Consider the following 2,411-nt stretch of genomic DNA (forward strand, 5'->3'; position numbering starts at 1 on the left):
GCCAATCCCGGAGGAGCCGCCGCCGCAGCCGGAGCTCCCGCCGCCCCCGCGCCCGTCCGGGCCGCGGCGGCCGCGGCGCTGGAGACCGAGGTCCTCGGCTACACCGTCGCCCTCGGGATCCCCGAGCTGCGCGAGGGCATCGCGGCCCACCACCGCCGCACGTACGGCATCGAGATCAGCCCCGACGACGTCGTCGTCACCACGGCCGGGTCCGGCGGGTTCCTGCTGGCCTTCCTCGCCGCCTTCGACGCCGGTGACCGCGTGGCGATGGCCCGCCCCGGCTACCCCTGCTACCGCAACATCCTCAGCGCACTGGGCTGCGAGGTCGTGGAGCTGCCGTGCGGGCCGCAGACGCGGTTCCAGCCCACCGTCGAGATGCTCGAGGGTCTCGACGTGAAGGGGCTGGTCGTGGCCAGCCCGGCCAACCCGACCGGCACGGTCCTCGACCCCGGTGAGCTCGCCGCGCTCGCGCAGTACTGCGAGGCCACCGGCATCCGGTTGGTGAGCGACGAGATCTACCACGGCATCGGCTATCCCGGTTCCCCCGCGACGGCCTGCGCGTGGGAGACCTCGCGGGAGGCGATCGTCGTCAACTCCTTCTCGAAGTACTTCTCCATGACCGGCTGGCGGCTGGGCTGGCTGCTGGTCCCGGAGGCGTTGCGCCGGGCCGTGGACCGGCTGGCGGGCAACCTGACCGTCTGCCCGCCCGCACTCCCGCAGCACGCCGCCGTCGCCGCGTTCACCCCGGAGTCCTACGCGGAGGCGGACTCGCACGTGGAGCGCTACGCGGTGAACCGGGCGCTGCTGCTCGACGGCCTGCCGAGGCTGGGCCTCGACCGGCTCGCCCCGGCCGACGGCGCCTTCTACGTGTACGCCGACGTCGGGCACCTCACGGACGACTCGATGCGGCTGACCTACGAGCTGCTCGGGGAGACCGGCGTGGCAGTGGCGCCGGGCGTCGACTTCGACCCCGTGGAGGGGCACCGGTTCGTCCGGCTGTCGTTCGCCGGGGCGACCGCGCCGATCGAGGAGGCGCTGGCGCGGTTGGGACCCTTCGTGGCCGAGCGGGCATAGTTCGGCCCATGGCGGACCCCTACACGGACGAGCCGCGCATCGCGGCCTGGGATCGCAGGCTGGACTGGCCCCTGACCGGACTGGCGGTCGTGTTCCTGGGGATCTACGCCTGGCAGGTGCTCGACCGCGGGGCGCCCGAGCTGCTGGACACCTCGCTCACGGTGATCTGGGCGATCTTCGGCGCGGACTACGTGGTGCGGCTCGCGCTGGCCCGGCGGCGGGGGCGGTTCGTGGCCACCCACCTCGTGGACCTGCTGATCCTGGTGTTGCCGATGTTCCGCCAGCTGCGGGTGCTGCGGATCGTCACGGTGATCAGCGTGCTGAACCGGCAGCTGCGGGACGACTTCCGCGGCCGGATCGCCGTCTACGTCACCGGGACCGTGGGGCTGGTGGCCTTCGTGGCGGCGCTGTCGGTCCTGGAGGCCGAACGGGACGCCCCCGACTCGTCCATCACGACCTTCGGCGAGGCGCTGTGGTGGACGATCACCACGATCTCGACCGTCGGCTACGGCGACCGCTACCCGGTCACGCTGGAGGGTCGGATCGTGGCGGCGACGCTGATGGTCGCGGGGATCGCGCTCCTCGGCGTGGTCACGGCCTCCATCGCGAGCTGGTTCGTGGAGAACCTGCGGGCCTCCTCCGAACGCACGGAGACCGAGCTCGCGGAGACGGAGCAGAAGATCGACCTGCTGGTGGCGGAGGTCAGGAGGCTCCACGGACGGCTCGACGCGCTGGAGAGCCCGACTCCAGCGGCCCGATCCGGTCCAACGCCGCCGTGACGTGGGCGTCGGTGAGGTCCGCGTGCGTCATCAGCCGGACCTTGCCGGACATGGGGCCGACCAGCACGCCCGCGTCCCGGAACCGGGAGAGCGTCCCGGGCAGGTCCGCGACCTCCACGAGCACGATGTTGGTCTCCGGCTCCTGCACCCGCCAGCCGCGTTCGCGCAGGCCCGCGGCCAGGGTCGCGGCCCGCTCGTGGTCCTCGGCGAGCCGCTCGATCCGGTCCAGCGCGACCAGGCCCGCGGCGGCGAGCACACCGCCCTGCCGAACCCCGCCGCCGAGCATCTTCCGCAGCCTGCGCGCCTGGGCCACGAACTCGACGGACCCCGCCACGACCGACCCGACGGGCGCGCCGAGGCCCTTGGACAGACAGACCTGCACCGTGTCCGAACCGACCGTGAGGGCGCCGATCGGCACCCCGAGCTTCACCGCGGCGTGCCACAACCGGGCCCCGTCGAGGTGCACGACGAGCCCGGCGGCCTTGGCCGCGGCGGCCACGCGGGCGTGGTCCTCGGGGCGGGTGACCGTGCCGCCCGCGGCGTTGTGCGTGTTCTCGA

Annotated in this window: 3 protein-coding genes; 2 read left to right on the forward strand and 1 reads right to left on the reverse strand. The window is 73.5% G+C overall.

The genetic code is table 11. From position 1 onward, the window contains the following. Positions 1-1,074, forward strand: a 1,074-nt coding sequence (locus tag H5J29_RS29350) for an aminotransferase class I/II-fold pyridoxal phosphate-dependent enzyme (RefSeq protein ID WP_181784222.1), incomplete at its 5' end; no start/stop codon positions are given. 8 nt (positions 1,075-1,082) lie between these two features. After that, complete coding sequence (locus tag H5J29_RS29355) at positions 1,083-1,853, forward strand: potassium channel family protein (RefSeq protein WP_181784223.1); 771 nt, start codon at positions 1,083-1,085, stop codon at positions 1,851-1,853. On the opposite strand, the gene H5J29_RS29360 is transcribed toward H5J29_RS29355, so the two are convergent. Beyond that, on the reverse strand, positions 1,777-2,411 hold a 635-nt coding region (locus H5J29_RS29360), incomplete at its 5' end, for a threonine aldolase family protein (protein WP_246394459.1). The genes H5J29_RS29355 and H5J29_RS29360 overlap by 77 nt on opposite strands.

Origin of the sequence: Pseudonocardia pini (genome assembly GCF_013870575.1) — a bacterium.
Classification (GTDB): Bacteria; Actinomycetota; Actinomycetes; order Mycobacteriales; family Pseudonocardiaceae; genus Pseudonocardia; species Pseudonocardia pini.